The 18,134-nt window shown below is 69.4% G+C and carries 20 protein-coding genes; 11 read left to right on the plus strand and 9 right to left on the minus strand.

Features of this window, described 5'->3' with window-relative positions:
• Positions 1-418 precede the first annotated feature (418 nt).
• Genes BLW75_RS08000 through BLW75_RS08030 form a run of 7 tightly spaced genes read left to right on the plus strand, consistent with a single transcriptional unit; the run spans position 419 to position 6,926 of the window.
• Positions 419-1,501: a polyprenyl synthetase family protein gene (locus BLW75_RS08000; RefSeq protein ID WP_034307302.1), complete on the plus strand. Its 1,083-nt coding sequence runs from the start codon at positions 419-421 to the stop codon at positions 1,499-1,501.
• Entirely contained in the window at positions 1,498-3,015 is a 1,518-nt protein-coding gene (gene crtI / locus BLW75_RS08005; protein ID WP_034307305.1) for a phytoene desaturase family protein, read from the plus strand. The genes BLW75_RS08000 and crtI overlap by 4 nt, the downstream gene beginning before the upstream one ends.
• Positions 3,012-3,974: a phytoene/squalene synthase family protein gene (locus BLW75_RS08010; RefSeq protein WP_034307308.1), complete on the plus strand. Its 963-nt coding sequence runs from the start codon at positions 3,012-3,014 to the stop codon at positions 3,972-3,974. The genes crtI and BLW75_RS08010 overlap by 4 nt, the downstream gene beginning before the upstream one ends.
• A complete protein-coding gene (locus tag BLW75_RS08015; protein ID WP_034307311.1) occupies positions 3,975-4,316 on the plus strand; it encodes a lycopene cyclase domain-containing protein in 342 nt (113 codons plus the stop codon). It begins immediately after the preceding gene.
• Positions 4,313-4,633: a lycopene cyclase domain-containing protein gene (locus BLW75_RS08020; RefSeq protein WP_034307313.1), complete on the plus strand. Its 321-nt coding sequence runs from the start codon at positions 4,313-4,315 to the stop codon at positions 4,631-4,633. The genes BLW75_RS08015 and BLW75_RS08020 overlap by 4 nt, the downstream gene beginning before the upstream one ends.
• Complete coding sequence (locus BLW75_RS08025; RefSeq protein ID WP_034307316.1) at positions 4,630-5,361, plus strand: class I SAM-dependent methyltransferase; 732 nt, start codon at positions 4,630-4,632, stop codon at positions 5,359-5,361. The genes BLW75_RS08020 and BLW75_RS08025 overlap by 4 nt, the downstream gene beginning before the upstream one ends.
• Positions 5,358-6,926, plus strand: coding sequence for an FAD-dependent oxidoreductase (locus BLW75_RS08030; RefSeq protein WP_034307318.1), 1,569 nt, complete (start codon positions 5,358-5,360; stop codon positions 6,924-6,926). The genes BLW75_RS08025 and BLW75_RS08030 overlap by 4 nt, the downstream gene beginning before the upstream one ends.
• 62 nt (positions 6,927-6,988) lie before the next feature.
• On the opposite strand, the gene BLW75_RS08035 is transcribed toward BLW75_RS08030, so the two are convergent.
• The 4 genes from BLW75_RS08035 to BLW75_RS08050 all read right to left on the minus strand — a co-directional run bounded on the left by BLW75_RS08035 (position 6,989) and on the right by BLW75_RS08050 (position 9,941).
• Positions 6,989-7,459: an SRPBCC family protein gene (locus BLW75_RS08035; RefSeq protein WP_034307320.1), complete on the minus strand. Its 471-nt coding sequence runs from the start codon at positions 7,457-7,459 to the stop codon at positions 6,989-6,991.
• Between the two features lie 91 nt (positions 7,460-7,550).
• A complete protein-coding gene (locus BLW75_RS08040; RefSeq protein ID WP_034307322.1) occupies positions 7,551-9,047 on the minus strand; it encodes a cryptochrome/photolyase family protein in 1,497 nt (498 codons plus the stop codon).
• The gene (locus BLW75_RS08045) at positions 9,044-9,484 is read right to left on the minus strand and encodes an SRPBCC family protein (RefSeq protein WP_034307324.1); all 441 of its coding nucleotides are present in this window, start codon (positions 9,482-9,484) and stop codon (positions 9,044-9,046) included. Before BLW75_RS08045 ends, BLW75_RS08040 begins: the two co-directional genes overlap by 4 nt.
• 13 nt (positions 9,485-9,497) lie before the next feature.
• Positions 9,498-9,941: a TspO/MBR family protein gene (locus tag BLW75_RS08050; RefSeq protein ID WP_241783349.1), complete on the minus strand. Its 444-nt coding sequence runs from the start codon at positions 9,939-9,941 to the stop codon at positions 9,498-9,500.
• Between the two features lie 354 nt (positions 9,942-10,295).
• On the opposite strand from BLW75_RS08050, the gene BLW75_RS08055 reads away from it, so the two are divergent.
• Positions 10,296-10,604: a cupin domain-containing protein gene (locus BLW75_RS08055; protein WP_241783351.1), complete on the plus strand. Its 309-nt coding sequence runs from the start codon at positions 10,296-10,298 to the stop codon at positions 10,602-10,604.
• A gap of 119 nt (positions 10,605-10,723) precedes the next feature.
• Here the strand turns inward: BLW75_RS08055 and BLW75_RS08060 are convergent, their stop codons facing one another.
• From BLW75_RS08060 to BLW75_RS08075, 4 genes are all read right to left on the minus strand, one after another.
• Positions 10,724-11,077, minus strand: coding sequence for a hypothetical protein (locus BLW75_RS08060; RefSeq protein ID WP_034307328.1), 354 nt, complete (start codon positions 11,075-11,077; stop codon positions 10,724-10,726).
• A gap of 16 nt (positions 11,078-11,093) precedes the next feature.
• The gene (locus tag BLW75_RS08065) at positions 11,094-12,014 is read right to left on the minus strand and encodes a sigma-70 family RNA polymerase sigma factor (protein ID WP_091597145.1); all 921 of its coding nucleotides are present in this window, start codon (positions 12,012-12,014) and stop codon (positions 11,094-11,096) included.
• A gap of 86 nt (positions 12,015-12,100) precedes the next feature.
• Positions 12,101-13,825, minus strand: coding sequence for an FAD-dependent oxidoreductase (locus tag BLW75_RS08070; RefSeq protein WP_034307330.1), 1,725 nt, complete (start codon positions 13,823-13,825; stop codon positions 12,101-12,103).
• Positions 13,826-13,827: 2 nt separating this feature from the next.
• Positions 13,828-14,586, minus strand: a complete 759-nt coding sequence (locus BLW75_RS08075) for an SDR family oxidoreductase (RefSeq protein ID WP_034307332.1) — start codon at positions 14,584-14,586, stop codon at positions 13,828-13,830.
• Positions 14,587-14,741: 155 nt separating this feature from the next.
• Between BLW75_RS08075 and BLW75_RS08080 the strand changes: the two genes are divergently transcribed.
• Positions 14,742-15,788, plus strand: a complete 1,047-nt coding sequence (locus BLW75_RS08080) for a ferritin-like domain-containing protein (protein ID WP_034307334.1) — start codon at positions 14,742-14,744, stop codon at positions 15,786-15,788.
• A 281-nt stretch (positions 15,789-16,069) separates the two neighbouring features.
• Here BLW75_RS08080 and BLW75_RS08085 read toward each other — a convergent pair whose 3' ends face one another.
• On the minus strand, positions 16,070-17,221 hold the full coding sequence (locus BLW75_RS08085; RefSeq protein WP_034307570.1) for an oxygenase MpaB family protein: 1,152 nt from the start codon (positions 17,219-17,221) through the stop codon (positions 16,070-16,072).
• A 177-nt stretch (positions 17,222-17,398) separates the two neighbouring features.
• Here BLW75_RS08085 and BLW75_RS08090 point away from each other — a divergent pair, with 177 nt between their 5' ends.
• Positions 17,399-17,710, plus strand: a complete 312-nt coding sequence (locus BLW75_RS08090; protein WP_143055310.1) for a hypothetical protein — start codon at positions 17,399-17,401, stop codon at positions 17,708-17,710.
• A gap of 174 nt (positions 17,711-17,884) precedes the next feature.
• Positions 17,885-18,070 (plus strand): hypothetical protein, encoded by a 186-nt coding sequence (locus tag BLW75_RS42755; protein WP_158005362.1) that lies wholly within the window; start codon positions 17,885-17,887, stop codon positions 18,068-18,070.
• Positions 18,071-18,134 lie beyond the last annotated feature (64 nt).

Below are 18,134 nucleotides of genomic sequence, written 5' to 3' on the forward strand. Positions count from 1 at the left end.
ACTGAGGACGACGGTCCTCGCACCGAGGCATCCGGTGCCCGAGCCTACGTGCTCACTCTCAGTGACGCTCGAACACGACAGGTATGGAGCCGTCAGGGAAATGGACGCCCGGCGGCGCCGGAGCCGACCTGAGGGGCCGGTCCGCCCGGACACCGCCGAGCGCCCGGAACCCGGTTCAGGGGAGGGACACCGGGTTCCCGGAGCGTGGCGGGGTCTCGGCCACCCTCCGTCGCGAGACAGTCATCTTCGATTCGGGAGCGATCCGCGGTTTGATCCCGGAACTTCCGGGCACCCCGGACTTTGTTGCCTGGCAGGCGATACCGCCGAGTTGCGAGGGTGTCACCCGATCCAGTAGACAGGGTACACCAGCCATGAAACGGTTGCGAATCGAATCATCGAAGGCGGAGGAGACGGTCGGATGGCGTCGATCATGGCGGAAGAGGCGCCGGCCGCCTGGCTGGAGGCCCTGAGCGGGCGTTGCCTCACCGAGGCGTACGGTTTCGTCTCGGCACGGGCCGCCGAACATTTCGCCGGCCACAGTGAGGGTGAGCTCGCGGAGACCGCCGTTCCGCAGTTCGTCGCGGGCGGGAAGTTCCTTCGCCCGATGTTCGCCTACGTGGGGTGGCGATGCGGCGGGCCGGAATCGGACGCGGCCTTGCGGGCCGCGGCGAGTTTGGAACTGCTCCACTGTTTCGCGCTGGCTCAGGACGACGTCATGGACGGCTCACCGCTGCGCCGCGGCCGCCCCGCGCTGCACGTCCGGTTCGCGCGCTGGCACACCGAACAGGGGTGGAGCGGCTCCGCAGACCGCTTCGGCGAATCCGCGGCGACCCTGTTCGGTGATCTCTTCCTGGTCTGGTCGGAGCGGATGCTCCGGGAATCCGGCCTCGACCCGGCGGCGCTGGCCCGCGGCTGGCCGCGCTACGACCTCATGCGCGCGGAACTGGCCGTCGGGCAGCTCGCGGATCTCGTGAACGACGCCAGGACGCTCCCGAGCTGGGAGACACTGCTCGACGTCCTGCGCCGGAAGTCCGGCAACTACACCGTCCGCAGGCCGCTCGAGTTCGGCGCCGCGCTGGCGGGTTGCGGGCCGGACGTCCTCGCCGCCCTCGCCGAGTACGGCGGTCTGGTCGGTGAGGCGTTCCAGTTCCGGGACGATCTGCTCGGCGTCTTCGGCGATCCGGCGGTCACCGGCAAACCCGCGGGCCAGGATCTCCGTGATCGCAAGGCGTCCAGTGTGGTGGTGCTCGCCGCCGAGATGGCCGACCGGCGGCAGCGCGCGGACCTCGACGACCTGCTCGCGCTGCCGACGGTGGACGACGAAGCCGTGGCCCGCTGGTGCGCGCTGATCGCGGCGACCGGGGCGCGGGAACGCCTCGGCGAGCTCATCCGGGAACGGGCCGAGAAGGCCCAGGCCGTGATTGATCCGGCCGTCTTTCCCCGGCATGCCGCGGATTCGCTGGCCGTGCTGGCCACCAAATGCACGGAGCGCGACCAGTGAAGACGGTGCCAGGGCCCACGAACCGGGTCGTCGTCGTGGGAGCGGGGTTGTCGGGACTGGCGGCGGCCCTGCACTTGGCAGGCCGAGGACGCTCGGTCACCGTTCTCGAACGCGATGCCTGCCCGGGCGGTCTCGCGGGTCGCGTCGAGCGGAAAGGCTATCTGCTCGACACCGGGCCGACAGTGCTCACCATGCCCTCGATCCTTCGGGAAACCTTCGGCGCCGTGGGTGCCGAGCTGAGCGAGGAACTGCCGCTGACCCGTCTCGACCCGGCGTATGTGGCGCGTTTCGCCGACGGCAGCACGCTGCCCGTGCACACGGACGCCGCGGCGATGACGGACGCGGTGCGCGAGTTCGCGGGCCCGGCGGAGGCCGCGGGCTACGTGCGGCTCCGCGAATGGCTGACTCGCCTGTACCGCACCGAATTCTCCCGGTTCATCGACTCGAACATCGACTCACCGCTGGGCATGCTCCGCCCGGAGCTGGCCCGGCTGGTGGCGCTCGGCGGTTTCCGGCGGCTGGATCCCAAGATCGGCTCGTTCCTGTCGGACGAGCGGCTGAAGCGGGTGTTCACCTTCCAGGCCCTCTACGCGGGCGAATCACCGATGCGGGCACTGGCGCTCTACGCGGTGATTTCCTATATGGACACCGTCGGTGGCGTGTACTTCCCGCCCGGCGGGGTGGCGGCGCTCCCCCAGGCGCTCGCCCGGGTCGCCGCAGAGAACGGAGTCGACTTTCACTACGGCGACCCCGTGAACGCGCTCGAACGGGACGGTGACCGGGTCCGCGCCGTCCGCACCACCGGCGGCGAACGCCACCCGTGTGACGCCGTCGTACTGACGACCGAACCGACCGAGAGCTATCGGCTTCTCGGCCGGAAGCCGAAGCGGCCCGTCCCGCTGCGGCCCGCGCCGTCCGCGCTGATCCTGCACACCGGAGGCCCCGGTGACCACCCGGGAATCGGCCACCACACGATTTCTTTCGGGCAGGGCTGGAAGTCGACCTTCGACGAACTCATCGCCACCGGACGCCGCATGACCGATCCGTCCCTGCTGATCACGCGGCCCACCGCGACCGATCCGGGACTCGCCCCACCCGGCCGTCAGCTCTTCTCGATCCTCGCGCCGGTGCCCAATCTCGACCGTGGCCCGGCGGACTGGACCGCCGAAGCGGGCCCCTACGCCGAGGAGATCCTTTCCGTGGCCCGTGAACGTTTGCTGCCGGATTTCGAACCCGAGTTCACCGAGGTGATCGGTCCCGCCGAGTGGGCGGACCGCGGTCTGGTGGCCGGGACACCCTTCAGTTACGCGCACTCGTTCAGCCAAACCGGCCCGTTCCGTCCTCGGAACCTGCCGCGCGGTACCGAAAACGTCGTCCTCGCCGGTGGCGGGACGGTACCCGGCGTCGGGGTCCCGACCGTGCTGATCTCCGGCAGGCTGGCCGCCGACCGGATCACCGGGACGCCAGGGCGCGGCGCGCGCGTGCTCGACCTCGCCGCGGAGGCGAACCGATGACCAGGCGCGAACTCGACGCCGCCGGTATCCGCGATCCGCGCCTGCGCGCCGCCTACACCTGGTGCCGCGGCCTCAACGCCCGGCACGGGCGCACGTACTTCCTGGCGACCCGCATGCTGACCGCGCCGCAACGGCCCGCGGTCCACGCGCTCTACGGTTTCGCCCGCCGGCTGGACGACATCGTCGACGAACCGGATCCCGAGGCCACGCCGCGCTCACTGGCCGCGCGGCTGTCCGAAGTGGAGGGCCGGTTCCTCGCCGATCTGGCCTCGGGCACCAGCGAGGATCCCTTGCTGAGAGCGGTGATCGACACGGCGGCCAGGTATGAGCTCGAAGAACGCCTTTTCCGCGCCTTCTTCAAGTCGATGCGGATGGACCTGAGCATCACCGACTACGCCACGAGAGACGATCTCGACGTCTATGTGCACGGCTCGGCGGAGGTGATCGGCTTGCAGGTGCTGCCCATCCTCGGCGCGGTGACCCACCGCGAGGAGGCCGCGCCGCGGGCGGCCGCGCTGGGCAAGGCGTTCCAGCTGACCAATTTCCTCCGCGACGTCGCCGAGGATTTCGCGCGAGGACGGGTCTACCTGCCCGCGGACGAGCTCAAAGCCCACGACGTCGACCGCGAACGGCTGGCCTGGTGCGCGGAGCACGGCCGGGCCGACGCACCGGTACGCGCCGCGATCAGAGACCAGATCGCGGTCACCCGCCGCATCTACGCCGAGGCACGGCCGGGAATCGCGATGCTGCATCCGGTCTCGCGCCCTTGTGTCGCCACCGCCGCGACCCTCTACGGCGAGATCCTCGACCGGATCGAGGACGCGGGCCACGACGTGTTCGCCCGCCGGGCGAAGGTCACACGCCGACGCCGGCTCGGGGTCGCCTGTGGCGCACTGACCCGTTCCCTGTGGGCACGCAGGCGGCATCCGGCGCCCACTCCCCCCGCGGTGGTGAGCTGAGTGGGCAAATTCGAATACCTGATCGTCCTCGCGGCCTGTGTCCTGGTGACACTGCCGCTCGAACTGGCGGGTGCCCGCGTCTACCGGCAGCCGAAACGGCTCGCCCGCGCCCTGCTCCCGGTGGCACTGGTCTTCCTCGTCTGGGACGCCCTGGCGATCGCCGGCGGAGTTTGGGGCTACGCACCGGAATTCATGACCGGCGTCCACGCCCCGTTCGCCATCCCGCTGGAGGAGATCCTGTTCTTCGTCGTCATCCCGATCTGCGGCGTGCTCACCTACGAGATGGTCCAGCTTTCGCTCACCGTGGTCCGGCGCCGCGGCGAACGGGCGGTCAGCCGATGATCCCCTGGGGCTACACCGTTCCGGCCGTCATCGCGGTGGTCGTGGTCGTCCTCGCCGAGACCTTCGTGCTGAAGACGGGACTGTTCCGGAAAACCGCTTACTGGCTCACGATGGCCATCGTCCTCGGCTTCCAGATCCCCGTCGACGGCTGGCTGACGAAGTTGTCCGCACCGATCGTCCTCTACGCGCCCGAGCACGTCACCGGCTGGCGGTTCCCCTGGGACATCCCGGTCGAAGACTTCCTGTTCGGCTATGCGCTGGTGACCGCCGTGCTGCTGCTGTGGGAACGGTCCCGGCCACACGAGGAGGCGCGGTGAACGCCCTGGCGCGAGACGGCCTGCCGCGCGGCGCCGTGCCGTCGGCCTTCGACACCGAAGCCCGCTTCTACGACCGCCTGGTGGGCGCGAATCCCGGTTATCACCGGCATCTGCTGCTGTCCGCCCAGCGGCTCGACCTCCCGTTCGACGGAAACCGCCTGCGACTGCTCGACGCGGGCTGCGGCACCGGTGCGTCCACCGCCGCGCTCGTCTCGATGGCGCCCGGAGCGAGGATCACGGCGTTCGACGCCTCGCGCGAAATGCTGGCGCGAGCCCGGAGCAAGACCTGGCCGGAAGGGGTCGAGTTCGTCCACACACCGGTGGAGGAGCTGGCGGGTGTCGAGGGTCCCTTCGACGCGATCCTGGCGGCCTATCTCCTGCGGAACCTCGCCGACCCCACGGGCCAGTTGCGCCGCCTTCGCGGCCTGCTGCGGCCGGGCGGCCGGATAGCCGTCCACGAATACTCGGTCCGGGACTCCCGGCGAGCCCGCTGGGTCTGGAACGCGGTCTGCGCCGCCGTGATCATCCCTCTCGGGAAGGTCACCACCGGCGACGCGACGCTCTACCGCCACCTTCGCCGCAGCGTCGCCGAGTTCGACGGGATCGGCTCTCTCACCCGGCGCCTCACCGACGCCGGCTTCACCGACGTTCACACCGCCACCGTCCCCGGCTGGCAACGCGACATCGTGCACACCGTCGTCGGCACAGCTCCCCAGGAGAATTCGTGACCTCACCCCTGGACCGCCGCCTGGTCACCTATCCGGGGCGGCGTGGCCTCGCCGACGCCGGCCTGCTCGGCGCGCGCCCCACGGTGGCCGTCGTGGGCGGTGGCATCGCCGGGCTCACCGCGGCGACGGGACTGGCCGAACGCGGCGTCACCGTCACCGTCTTCGAACGAGAAGACCACCTCGGAGGACGAGTCGGCGGCTGGCGGGAACAGCTGCCGGACGGCACCCCGGTGACGATGAGCCGGGGTTTCCACGCCTTCTTCCGCCAGTACTACAACCTGCGTACCTTGCTGACCCGTACCGACCCGTACTTGGAGCGGCTCACCCCGCTCTCCGACTATCCGCTGTTGGACGCGCACGGCCGCATCGACACCTTCGCCGGGCTCCCTCGCACACCGATCTGGAACGCGGCGGTCTTCGCCTTGCGGAGCCCGACTTTCACTCCCAGGGACCTCTTGCGGCTCCGTGGGCGAGAGGCGTTGCCGCTCGCCACGGTCAGCGTGCCCGAGACCTATCACCGGCTCGATCACATCGACGCGTCGAGCTTCCTCGAAGCGATCAACTTCCCGGCCGCCGCGCGACATCTCGCGTTCGAGGTGTTCTCGCGCAGCTTCTTCGCCGACCCGCACGACCTGTCCGCCGCGGAACTGGCGGCCATGTTCCATCTCTACTTCCTCGGTTCCAGTGAGGGACTCGTCTTCGACGTGCCGACCGAGCCGTTCCCGCAGGCACTCTGGGATCCGCTCGCGAGCTACCTCGCCGGCCGCCGCGTCGAAATCCGCACCGGTACGGCGGTCACCGCCCTCGGCCGGACACCGGCCGGTTTCGAAGTCGAAATCGGGGGCCGCACGGAGGGTTTCGACGGGATCGTGCTCGCCTGCGACATCGCCGGGCTGCGCGACCTCGTCACCGCTTCCCCGGACATCGCGACCGAGACCTGGCGGCGCGCGATCGGTGCACTGCGGACCGCCCCGCCCTTCCTCGTCCGGCGGCTCTGGCTCGACCGCCCGGTCGAGGCACGGCGTCCGCCTTTCCTCGGCACCGGCAGCGTGCCGCCACTGGACAACATCAGCCTTCTCGACCGGTACGAAGGCGAAGCACGGCGCTGGGCCACGCGCACCGGCGGGTCCGTCGTCGAACTGCACGCCTACGCGGCCACCACCGCGGATCACAGCGCCTTGGAGAAGGCCCTCGAACAACGGCTCCACGAGATCTACCCGGAAACCCGGGACGCGCGGGTGCTCGGCGAGAGCACGCTATGGTGCGACGATTGCCCACTGTTCGGCGTCGGCGACTTCGCCCGGCGGCCGACCGTGCGAACCCCCGACCCGCTCCTCACGCTCGCGGGCGACGGCATCCGGATCGACCTGCCGGTGGCACTCATGGAACGCGCGGCCGCCACCGGATGGGCCGCGGCCAACACCCTCCTCGGGCACTGGGGTCTCGCCGGGCACGCGCTTCGCTCGGTCCCCAACCGCGGACGGATCGGCTTGGTGAACCGGCTGGCCGCCTCGAAGTACGTCGGAGTGGACGGGCGACGGCGTGCCAGGGGCGCGACCGGCTGAACGGCCGGTGCGCCTGGGTGATCGGTTCTCACCACAAGCGCACCGGCCGTCGCCGCGTTCGCCTAGCCGTGCTGGGCGGGGCGCTCGACGTCGCCACGCCACGCCCCGGTCTCGGTGCCGTCCCGGTTCTCCAGGAAGGTCTTGAAACGGTCGAGGTCACCCTGCACGCGGCGATCCAGGACGCCGAGCTTGTCGGCGACGTTCTCGACGAAACCCTCGGGGTCGATGTCCATCTGGACCGTGACGCGGCTGTGCGTGTCGTCGATCCGGTGCACGGTCACGACACCCGCGTGGTTCGGGCCCGTGTCGGACTTCCACGCGACCCGTTCGTCGGGATGCTGTTCGGTGATGGTGGCGTCGAACTCCCTCGACACACCGGCGATGGTGACCGTCCAATGTGTATGGGTGTCGTCGCGCTGTTCGACGCGGTCCACGCCCTCCATGAACCGCGGGAACTCGGCGAACTGGGTCCACTGGTTGTACACAGTGGTCACGTCGGCTTCTACGTCGACGGTCTTGGTGATCGTGCCCATGGCGAAGCGTCAGCTCCTTCACGTGGTCGGTTGGTGGTGCTCGGCGGTTACCCGGCACCCCGCGACCACAAACCGATTCGCCTCCGATTCGTCAGAACCCACGGCGGTCGCTCTCCTGCGCCACCACGGCACTCAGGTCGGACAGCCGCTTCACTCCGTCGAGCGGCTGCCGCATACGCGGGTTTCCTTCCAGGCGTTTCGCGTTGCGGTCGAGAAAAGCCCAATACCCGGCGGTGAACGGGCAGGCCGACGCGCCGACGCGTTTCTTCGGGTCGAACACGCACCCGCCGCAGTGGTCACTCATCCGGTTGATGTACGCGCCGCCCGCCGCGTAAGGCTTCGTCGCGACGATGCCGCCGTCGGCGTACTGGCTCATCCCGATGACGTTCGCGGGCATCACCCAGGGGAAGCCGTCGACGAAGGCGGTGGCGAACCAGTCCGTCAGCTCCGCCGGATCGTAGGCGCGCTGCAGAGCGTGATTGCCCAGCACCATGAGCCGTTCGATGTGGTGGGCATACCCGCGGTCACGGACACCCGTGAGCGCGGACCGCAGGCAGGCCGCCTCGACCGCGTCGGCGTCCAGCTCCCACCACCACGACGGCGGCTTCTCGTGCGCCCGGAGCACGTTGCGGTCCGAGTAATCCGGCCCGAGATGCCAGTAGAGATGCCACACCCATTCCCGCCAGCCGAGGACTTGGCGGACGAAGCCTTCGACGCTCGCCAGTGGCGCCGTCCCGTCCCGGTAGCGTTCTTCGGCCTTCCGGACGACGTCGAGCGGGTCGAGCAGGCCGTGATTGAGCGGTACCGAGAGCAGGGCGTGCGACATCGCCCAGTCCGCGTGCAGCATGGCGTCCTGGTGCGGCCCGAACGTGGCCAGCCGGTGATCGAGAAAGCGGCGCAGGGCACGGACGGCCTCGGCGTGGCCGACCGCGAACCGGCGTGGTCCGTCGACGCCGACCGGATGGATCGCCCCCTCGCTTTCCGCGCGATCGAGGTCGGCTCTGACGTCCTGATCGATCGCGTTTTCCTTCGGGTGCCAGGGCGCGGGCACCGGCAGCGTCGACCGGCCGGGTGGCGGGCGGCGGTTGTCGTGGTCGTAGTTCCACTTTCCGCCCACCGGCTCACCGTCCGGCTCGAGCAGGATTCCGAAGCGGCGCCGCTGGTCGCGGTAGAAGTCTTCCATCAGGTAGCGGCGACGGCCCGAGATCCAGGCCGAGAAGTCCTGTTTGGACAGAACGAAGCCCGGCGTAGGCAGGATGTCCGTCACGATGCCCTGTTCGCGGAGCCGCCTGACCAGTGCGTCGGCGGCGTGCGAGCCGGGTTCGTGCACCACCACCGGCTTGCCGAAGCGGCGCAGGCCGTCGGTATAGGTCGGCGCGTCGACGATCCTGGCTCTGCCGCCCAGATCCGCGACCAGCCGCCGCATCCCGGCTTCGACCAGATGCAGTTTCTGCCGGTGGAACCGGCGGCGCCCGAAGGCCGTGGCCGAGCGGATCATCAGGACCTCACGGTCACGATGCTCCGGTGTGCTGTGGAAATGCGGTCCGAGCTGGTCGCCGAACAACCACAGGGCGGGCGGGGAGCTCATCCGGGACCGAGCTGTTCCAGCCGGGCGGCGAGTTCGGGGGCGACCTCGTCGCCCAGGCGCTCGAACTCGCGCTTGAGGAACGGGCTGGCGAGTTTCGCCAGGCCGTGGAGGACGATCGTGGCCCGATAGCGCACGGTGGTCGCCGCGGGACCCGAGTGCAGGGTGAAGTCGTCGGTGGAGGTCGCGGTGCGATTCTGCCCCACCAAGGTGATCCGGCCGGGGTCCAGCCTGGTGAGCCGATACGTCAGCTCGGTCCGCTTGCCACGGAACTCCGAGACGTTGCGCCACCGCGTGCCGACGTCGATCTCGCCGTCGTCGACGCGGACACAAGACACGGTGCCGGGATCCCACTCGACCGCGTGAGCGAAATCGGCGAGATACTCGGCGACGAGCGGTGCGGGCGTGGCGACGGTGAGACTGCGTTCGACGCGGATCATGGGATCTCCCGGCTCAATTCAGGACGAGGATCGCGGCGTTGAGTGCCGTCGCGAACAACGTCCAGGCCAGGTAGGGCACCTGCAGCGCGGCCGCGAGCGGGGATTTCCGGCGGAACACCAGCACGGTCACGACGATCACCAGATCCAGGGCGATGATGTCGGCCAGTGCGGCGGTGTACGCCCCGGCGGCGAAGAACAACGGTGTCCACGCCGCGTTGAGCAGCAACCCGGCCGCGTACCAGCCCAGACCGCGACGGTCACCGCGTGCCCGCCAGTACGACCAGCCGGACACGGCGATCATGATGTACAGAACCGTCCACACCGGACCGAACAACCACGAGGGCGGCGCCCACGCCGGCAGTGTGAGCCCGCTGTACACCGTTTTCGCCCGCGTCGCGGCCAGCGCTCCGGTCACGGCGACCGCCGCGACCACGGCGAGGAAGCCGGCGAGTGCCACCGGAGCCGGAATACCGCGTGGCCTGAGTCGCGCTGTCGTCACCGTTGCTCTCCGATCTGGTGGTCCTTGGAGGTTTCGGGCGCCAAGTTTCGTTGCACAATCGATTCAATACTATCCTTGGTTGCACCCCCTCGCATCTCCGCGGACCGCAAAGGCACGAATCCGCGGGCGGCGGACTTCCGCCGCTTCAGCCCTTGGACGTCGCTTTGGTGAGATCTCACCGGTCCCGCCGGTCACAAATCGCCCGGCTGCCTGGTCCTAGCGGATACATCCGTTCGACGAGGAGGTCTTCCGATGTCATTGACCGTGTTACAGGAGGCGCAACCGCCCTTCATCCCGGAGGGAGCGCATGCGATGACCATCGTCATCGAGTACCCGCCGGGCGACGCGGGTACGCCGCCGCACCGTCACCCCGGACCGGCCTTCGGCTATGTGCTGGAGGGCGAGATGGTCTTCGAGCTCGAAGGCGAGCCGCCGCGCGTCGTCCGGGCGGGCGAGGCGTTCTGGGAACCGGGCGGCGACGTCATCCATTACCAGGACGGCAACAACCGCGCTGACATTCCGGTGCGGTTCACCGTCACCATGCTCTGCGAACCGGGCAAGCCGATGGTGGACCTCGTGACCGAGGAAGAGCTCCGGGCCAAAGGCTGGTCGAGGAAATGAAGTTCGCCGTCATCGGCGGGGCCGGGATCGTCGGCTCACGCTCTTGACCGAGCCGGTCACCGGAAGCGGCCGGTGCGCCGAGGAGGCCGGGCCCGCACGGCGGGTACGTGCGGGCCCGGTCAACGGCGACGGTGCCAGCTGCCCAGCTTCGCTGGGTTGAGCACGATCCAGAGCGCGGTGACCCTGGACCCGGCCGTCTCGGCGGCGACGACCGCGACGGCGCGGGAGGCACGGCGCAGGGCCAGCCCGGCGCGGCCGTTGACGGACTCGACGGTCACCTCGACCCCCGATCGTCCGCAGAGCACGTCCATGACCAGCCGGGCGACATCTCCCGCGCCGTGCGCGGACGCGGCTCCTCCCCCGTCGCACGTGGCGACGGCGCCGACGTCCAGGACGGCCGCGAGCGCGGTGACGTCTCCCCGACGGCAGGCCTCGGCGAATCCGCGGATGACCTGGTCATGCCGATCGAGCACAAGGCCCCGTTCTTTCTCAGCCCACGATGGACACTGCCCCGTTCTTCTCGGGGTTGACGAGCCACAGCAGCTGGTCGATGCCTTCGGTGGAGGCGCTGACGGTGAGCAGGCCGTACACGGCGCCGTCCTGGCATAGCACGGCGGAGGTCTGCCCGTTCGTGATCGCCCATCGCACCTCGACGCCGTCCCAGAACCAGGTGGAGATCGCCTGGAGGAACTTCGCCACCCGCGCCGCGCCGACGAGCGGCGTGCGGGCGATCCCCTTGCGGCCGTTGCCGTCGGACAGGCTGGTCACGTCCGGCGTGAAGAGCCGCTCCAGCGCGGTCAGATCGCCGGAGCGGGCGGCGGCGAGGAAGGTGGTCAGCAGTTCGCGCTGCTCGGCCGCGGTCACCGGCGTGCGCCGTTCGCCCGCGATGTGCTTGCGGGCCCGGCTGACCAGCTGACGCACCGCGGGTTCGGTCGCGGACAGGATGTCGGCGATCTGCGTGTAGGAGTAGTCGAAGGCTTCCCTCAGCACGTAGGCGGCGCGTTCGTTCGGGGTGAGCTTCTCCATCAACAGCAGGGCCGCGAACTCCAGGGCCTCACCGCGCTCGGCGCCGAGGTACGGGTCCGCGCCGGTGTCGACCGGTTCGGGCAGCCACGGCCCGATGTAGGTCTCGCGCCGCTTCCGCGCCGACTGCAGGACGTTGATGGCCAGCCGGGTGGTGATCGTGGCCAGGAACGCTTCCGGGTTGACCACTGTGGACCGGTCATAGGTCTGCCAGCGCAGCCAGACCTCCTGCACGAGATCTTCGGCCTCGGTGACGCTGCTGAGCATGCGGTAGACGATCCCGAACAGGCGCGGCCGCACCTGCGTGAAGACGGCCGTGGCCGTCTCGAGATCGTCCGCGCCGCCGAGTTCGGTACCCACCCCGGAATCCGCCACCCCAAGCCCCATCGTCGTTTCCCGAGCGCCGCCAACCCCACCACTCTACGAGGTCGGCCGGCGAGGGTCCCGGCAGCGCGGCCGGGACCCTCCTGGGCTCATTCGACGAGCTTGCCCGCGGTGGAGACGTCGCGCATGAGCGAGGCGATCTCCTCCGGGATCGGGGGAAGCTCCTCGCGCTCGACCTGTCCCGGCCCGGACCAGACGAGGTTCACCCGCAGCGACTCGTCGGGTTCGGGGTGATCCGCGCGGTTGTGGCAGCCACGTGTCTCGCGGCGCTCCAACGCCGACTCGAGAGTGGCGCGCGCCGCCAGCACCGCGGCCTTGAGGTCGAACGCGTGTGCGAGGTCCTGGAACCCGGCGATGTCGGGATGCACGCCGATGTCCCGCATCCGGCCTTCCAGTTCGTCCAGCTCGGCCAGTCCGGCACGCAGGCCCGCCTCGTCGCGAACCACGCCTGCGTGTTCCGTCATGGTGTTGCGCAACGTCCGCTGCAGGGCACGCACGTTCTCCGAGCCGTCGGCGGCCAGCAACTCGTCGACCTCGCGCCGGGCTTCCTCCATCGCCGACGGCGACCGCTGTTGCGCTCCCAGCTCACGGGAGTAGCGCGCGGCGGCCTCGCCGACGATGCGCCCGTAGACCAGCAGCTCGATCAGGGAGTTCCCGCCGAGCCGGTTCGCGCCGTGCAGGCCGCTCGCCGCCTCGCCGAGGGCGTACAGGCCCTCGACACCGGTTCCGTGGTCCTCCGGCCGGACCCGGACACCGCCCATCGAGTAGTGCGCCGTGGGGGCGATCTCGATCGGTTCCCGGGTGATGTCCAGCATCTGGAGCTCGAGCAGGGTCTGGTAAACCCGCGGGAGCCGGCGCATGATCGTCTCCCGTGGCAGGTGCGAGACGTCGAGCCACACCCCGCCGCCCGGTGTCCCCCGGCCCTCCTTGATCTCCGTGTAGGCCGCCAGCGCCACTCTGTCGCGAGTGGACAGTTCCATCCGGTCGGGGTCGTATCGGGCCATGAACCGCTCGCCGAGCGCGTTGCGCAACACACCGCCTTCACCGCGTGCCGCCTCGGAGACGAGGGTGCCCGCCGCGTTTTCCGGCGCGATGAGGCCGGACGGATGGAACTGCACGAGTTCGGCGTCCCGGATCCGGGCACCGGCCAGCACGGCGAGCCGGAACGAATCACCGGTGTTCTCGTCCCGCCGGGACGAAGTGCGACGCCAGATGCGCGTGTGCCCGCCCGCGGCGAGGATCACCGCGTCGGCGTGGATCACGTACCTCGTCCCGTCCGCGAGGTCGAACCCGTAGGCGCCGAAGACGACGTTGTCCCGGACCAGGATCCGCGTGACGTAGACCGTGTCCAGGATCGGGACGCCGAGCTGCGCGGCCCGGTTGACCAGTGTTCGCTGGATCTCCAGCCCGGTGTAGTCACCGGCGAACGCGGTCCGGCGGTAGGTGTGCGCGCCGAAGAACCGCTGTGAGATCTTCCCGCCCTCCTCGCGTGCGAAGGGCATTCCGTAGCGTTCGAGGTCTTCGATGCCACGGGCGGCGTTTTCGGTCACGATCCGCACGGTCTCGGGATCGGCCAGCAGGTAGCTCTCCTTGAGCGTGTCCGCCGCGTGCTGCTGCCACGAGTCTTCCGGGTCCATCGTGGCCAGCGCCGCGTTGATGCCACCGGCGGCGAGCGTCGTATGCGCGTCCGACTTCGCCCGCTTGCCGACCGCGAGCACGTCGACACCACGTTCGGCCAGCTCGATCGCCGCGCGCAGGCCGCCCCCGCCGGTCCCGATGACGAGGACGGACGTCGCGATCTGATGGTCGGCCATGGTCACTTCGCCGGCGCCGGGTTCAGGGGCAGCCAGTCGGCGAACCGGGTGGCGGACAGCTGTGCGCCGGGACCGGGCAGGAGCATGTCCTTGTCCAGCAGGGCACCGAAGTAGCGCGCTTGCGGGTCGGCGACGACCTCACGGGGGTCACCGCGGAAGGCCAGGCCGGTGCGGATCAGCTCGTCGAGACCGAACTGCTCGGGACCGGCCACCTCGACGGTGCCGTTCAGCGGCGCGCCGACGGCGACCCGGCCGACCGCGGCGGCCACGTCCTCGGCGGCCATGGGCTGGATGCGGGCGTCCGAGAGGCGCACGGTGTTCCCCTCGGTCGCCGACTGGGCGATACCGCCCACGAACTCGAAGAACTGCGTGGCGTGCACGATCGAGTACGGCAGCCCCCCGTCCTTGATGAGCTTCTCCTGCGCGATCTTCGCGCGGAAGTACCCGCTTTCGGCGAGCCGCTCGGTGCCGACCACCGACAACGCCACGTGGTGCCCCACTCCGGCCTTCTCCCCGGCGGCGAGGAGGTTCCCGGTGGAGGTGCGGAAGAAGTCCAGCACGGCGTCGTCGGCGAACGAGGGCGAGTTCGAAACGTCGACGACGACCTGGGCACCGTCCAGTACCTCGGCCAGCCCTTCGCCGGTCAGCGTGTTCACGCCCGAGTCAGGTGACGCGGGGACGGCTTCGTGGCCGTGTTCTCCCAGTTTCCGGACGAGTTTCGAACCGATCAGCCCGCTGCCGCCGATCACGACGATCTTCATGAGTTGCCTTCCGTCCCGCGTCCCGGCCGATCCGGGAAACGTCGTTCTCCAACCAGGACACGACAGGCTCGCGGTTTGTGACAGCCCGGATGTCACAAACCTCCGTGGCGCCCTGTCCTGCCTGGCGACAGTGCTCCGACGAACCGAGGTATCGCATGGACACCAGTGGCGCCCACGCCATCGAAACGATCGACGATCTCCGCCGCCACCTGCAATGGGCGATCGAGCTCGAGCACGCGACGATCCCCCCGTACCTGTGCGCGCTGTACTCGTTGGACCCGGCCCGCAACGCCGAAGCCACCCAAGTCGTCGGCACGGTCCTCGCCGAGGAGATGATCCACCTGGCGCTGGCGGCGAACCTGCTCAACGCCGTCGGCGGCACCCCCAAGCTCGACACGCCGGAGCTGCTGCCGCCGTACCCGCATCCGCTGCCGCACGGCGACCGGTCCGTGCACGTCCACCTTGCCCCGTTCGGGCCCGAAGCCCTCGAGCTGTTCCTGCGCATCGAGCAGCCCGCGGCGGCGGACGCGCCACCGCAGACCGACGAATACCGGACGATCGGGCAGTTCTACGCCGCCATCGAAGCCGGCTTCCGTGTTCTGTGCGACAAGCTGGGCGAAGAGCAGGTCTTCAGCGGCGATCCGGCCCGGCAGATCGGCGAGCTCCACCTCAGGGGCGGGGGTGGCGAGGTCATACCGGTCCACGACCTGAAGTCGGCACTGGCCGCGCTGGCGGAGGTCGTCGAACAGGGCGAGGGCGCCGCGCGCACGGACGTGTGGGACGGCGATCGCGACGTCTTCCACCCCGAGCGGGAAGAGGTCGCGCACTACTACCGGTTCCAGGAGCTCCGGCTCGGCCGCCGCTACCGGACCGGCGACACACCGCAGTCCGGGCCGACCGGCGAGGAGATCGCGGTCGACCTCGACGGCGTGCTGCCGATGCGACCTGACCCGCGGACCGCCGACCATCCGGAGGGGAGCCCGATCCGGGTCGCGCAGGAGGAGTTCAACCAGACCTACAGCCTGCTGCTCTATCAGCTGGAGGAGGCATTCAACGGCAGCCCGGGCGGGCTGCAGGACGCCGTCGGCACGATGTTCGGGCTGCGCAAGCAGGCGCTGGCGCTGATGAAGATGCCGACCGGCGACGGGACGACGACCGCGGGTCCGACTTTCGAATACGTGCCACCCGAGCTGCGGAACTGAAGCACGGGCCGTCGTGCTCGCCGTCACCTCCCGGCCGGCGAGCACGCTCGCTCATGTCAAGCAGGACGCAGGGGACGTCGTGGCTGATCACGAGCGGCGAGGCGGGCAGGTGATGCCCGGTTTTTCGACCGCCACCTCCAGGCTCGCGCCGAGTGCGGCGAAATGCCGTAGTGGCCGTAGCCCCACCGGTAGGACCTCTCGCGGTGATCACGCAGCCAGTCCCCGCCGGTTCCAAGAAGTAAGGCTCGTTCCATCCCCACGAACGATTCCGGGTGGCGATGTCATGTCCGCTGGACGGGGCAAACGCCTGCGGCGAGCCATTTCTCCCGGAGGTCCGTGGGGATGGTCAAGGCGGTGGGTTGTCCATCGGTGAGCGTGCGGACGCTCCCACCGAGCAAGAGATCGCCTGCCTTGTCGAGTACCGCCGTGGCCACCCGGCTGCGGTCCTCTGATCGTTCGAGCAGTCGCATGGCCCGTACGCCCGCGCCGACGGTGCGACCCCAGCCGCGTGAGCGTGGCACTTCGAGCCAGTCGGCGACTTCTGGGGTGACGACCTGGCGGACCATCGCGGCGACCACGCCGTCGAAGGCTTTGCCGGGCACCAAGTTTTCGTAGAGGCGCAAGAGGTTGCGGGTCAGTTCGATGCCTTCCGGGGAGGGGCCGTAGCTCACCTCGACGAGTTCGGCGTTCAGTGCTTGAGCCTCCCGCAGTGTTCCAGGCATGGCTTCGGCGGGAATGCCGAGCATCGCGCCCGTCACCCGCCAGACGTAGTAGTAGTCCTCGGCTTCCCGGTCGGTCACCGTGATGCCCATCCGGCGCATTCCGTCGATGACCTGCACCGAGAAGATCAGCAGTGCTCCCAACATGTCCTGCTGGCACAGCGGGATTCCGTCCGCCTCGACATCCCACGCACCGCACCGGGTGATGAAATACCGGACGGCCGCGTGGATCAGCCTGGTCTTCTGGATCGTGGGGACGAAACTGCCACCGGAACCGAACGGATCGCGGCCCATGAGGTTCAGCACGAACTGGGAGGTCTCCGACAGCCGGCGGTGCGGCTGATTGAGCCGATGGGTCAGCGACAGGACGCGAGACGGACGTGGCTGGGCATAACAGTTCACCATCGCCCCGAACGACAGCACCGAAGCGACGTGCATACCGTCGTCGACGAAGAATTCGTACGCACCCGCGACCCGCTCGAGGTCCGTCCAACCCGGCGGCGCGTCGGTCTCGATCAGATACCGGCGCACCGATTCCGGCAATTCTTCCGGAATGGGCTGGTCGTTGTCCCGGAAATGCGCCAGCACCTCGTTCACCGCAGTCGTCCGCTCGTCGGCCACCAACTCGGCGACGACGGCATCCGCGAGCGGATCACCTTGGTACTTCAGCATTTCCAGGGCAGAGAGCCTCGGCGGCTCGAGCGTTTCCGGCATCGGATCAGCTTTGTTCACGCGGGAAATGCCGCGATAGCGCCGTCCGGGGAAAACTCGAACTCGATCTGATGGTGGCCGCGCTCGCTGTCCGTGACCTGCGCAGGACCGCCCGCTACGGCGCCACCGGCCTCCCGTTGGCGGTGCACCAGGCGTTGGTGTCCGCGTAGCGTCGTCGCCATGTCCAAGGGACAGAAGCGCGCTCTGAGCTTCCGGAGATCGATGGCCCGCCTGGCCGGGTTTTTGCTCGGAGCCTGCTTGACGGTCTTGGCCGTGCTGGCCGTGGCAGGCGACATCACCGTCACGAACGGCGCGGGCGAGCCCACCGCCGATATCACCCGCATACTGGTCGGGCTGCTCTACTGCGGCCTGGGGCTGACCACCATGGGCGCCGCGATCGCCGGGTTCCCCGAAGGGCCGCACAGCAGCAGCGAGCGCGACGACCGCGAAAGGGGCTTCGACGGGGACGACGTCGACTTCGACTTCGACTGAAAGACCCCTGACCGGCGTCGGCGTTCGACCCGCTACGCCGCCTTGGCGCTACCCCGTACTCCGAACGATGGTGCGCGGTCGGCCGGCAGAACCTGAACAGTCGCGGGCCGCGCCCGGCGCGGTCTCACGACCGGAACGGTCACTTCGACGCGTTCCATGATCAGGGCGAACACCATGATCACCAACGGGGTCACCAGCACCATCCACATGGATCTTGAGGTACCCGGCCGCCTCGAGTTTCAACCCTTGATCGATTTTCCGGCCGGAGTCACGTGGGCCACCGCCAGTGGCGTTGCCGAGCAGGCCGAGCGCCGCGCCGGGAACTCGAAACGTCTCGCGATCACCTCTTCGCGGCGATGAACCTCAAGCAGGACCTGTTCGCCTGGAGCTGAGGAGCCGTCGCGGCAATCAGGCCACCCTTTAG

This window comes from Amycolatopsis lurida (assembly GCF_900105055.1).
In the GTDB taxonomy this organism is placed as follows: domain Bacteria; phylum Actinomycetota; class Actinomycetes; order Mycobacteriales; family Pseudonocardiaceae; genus Amycolatopsis; species Amycolatopsis lurida.